The organism is Kitasatospora kazusensis (genome assembly GCF_039529945.1).
GTDB lineage: Bacteria > Actinomycetota > Actinomycetes > Streptomycetales > Streptomycetaceae > Kitasatospora > Kitasatospora kazusensis.
This window is the reverse complement of the sequence record NZ_BAAANT010000126.1, coordinates 1-1,364: the sequence shown is the minus strand read 5'-3', so window position 1 is coordinate 1,364 and position 1,364 is coordinate 1. Positions and strand designations below refer to the sequence as shown.

The following is a 1,364-nucleotide window of genomic DNA, read 5'->3' as shown; positions in this document are numbered from 1 at the left end:
CCTGGCCCGAGACCGACCACCCCCGCCGGGCCGCCGTCTCCTCCTTCGGCATCAGCGGCACCAACGCCCACCTCATCCTCGAAGCCGCCCCGAACACCACCGCCGACAGGGAGGAAACCGAGAACGTCCCGGCCGCTCCGACGGTCGTGCCACTACTGCTCTCCGCCAAGACCGGGCCCGCCCTGCGCGAACACGCCCGTCAACTCGCCGCCCACCTCACCGAGCACCCCGAAGTACCGCTCACCGACGCCGCCCACGCGCTGGCCACCCGCACACAGCACGAGCACCGCGCCGTGGTCGTCGGCCAGGACCGCGACGAACTCCTCACCGGCCTGACCGCCCTCGCCGACGACCAGCCCGCAGGCAACCTCACCACCGGCACAACCGAACAAGCAGGCAAGACGGTCTTCGTCTTCCCCGGCCAGGGCTCGCAATGGGAAGGCATGGCCCGCCAACTCCTCGACGAATCACCCGTCTTCCACCACCACATCCAAGCCTGCGCCGAGGCCCTCGCCCCCCACACCGACTGGTCCCTCCTCGACCTCCTCCACCAAACCCCACACGCACCCTCACTCGAACGAGTCGACGTCGTCCAACCCGCCCTCTTCGCCGTCATGACCGCCCTCGCCCGCACCTGGCAATCCCTCGGCATCCACCCCGACGCCGTCATCGGCCACTCCCAAGGCGAAATCGCCGCCGCCCACATCGCCGGCGCCCTCACCCTCGACGACGCCGCCCGCATCGTCGCCCTCCGCAGCAAAGCCCTCACCACCCTCGCCGGCACCGGCACCATGGCCAGCATCCCCCTCCCCGCCCACCAAACCGAACCCCTCCTCACAGAACACCACGGCCAAGCCACCATCGCCGCACACAACGGCCCCGCCAACACCGTCATCGCCGGCACCACCACCGCCATCCACACCATCGTCAACCACTGCAAAACCCACGGAATCCGCGCCCGCACCATCCCCGTCGACTACGCCTCCCACTCACCCCACGTCGAACCCATCCGCCAACAACTCCTCACCGACCTCGCCGACATCAAACCCCAACCCGCCACCATCCCCTTCCACTCCACCACCAACACCACCACCCAACCCACCGACACCACCACCCTCAACGCCCACTACTGGTACACCAACCTCCGCCAACCCGTCCTCTTCGAACAAACCATCCGCACCCTCACCAACACCGGCCACACCACCTACATCGAAACCAGCCCCCACCCCGTCCTCACCACCCCCATCCAAGACACCCTCGACACCACCCACACCACCGGCCACACCATCGGCACCCTCCGCCGCGACCACGGCAACCTCACCCGCCTCCTCACCTCCGCCGCCCAAGCCCACACCACCGGCACC

The 1,364-nt window shown here is 68.8% G+C and carries 1 protein-coding gene; it reads left to right on the top strand.

Annotation, left to right across the window (positions count from 1 at the left end):
- Window positions 1–1,364, top strand: a 1,364-nt coding sequence (locus ABD330_RS32260; protein WP_344469874.1) for an acyltransferase domain-containing protein, incomplete at both ends; no start/stop codon positions are given.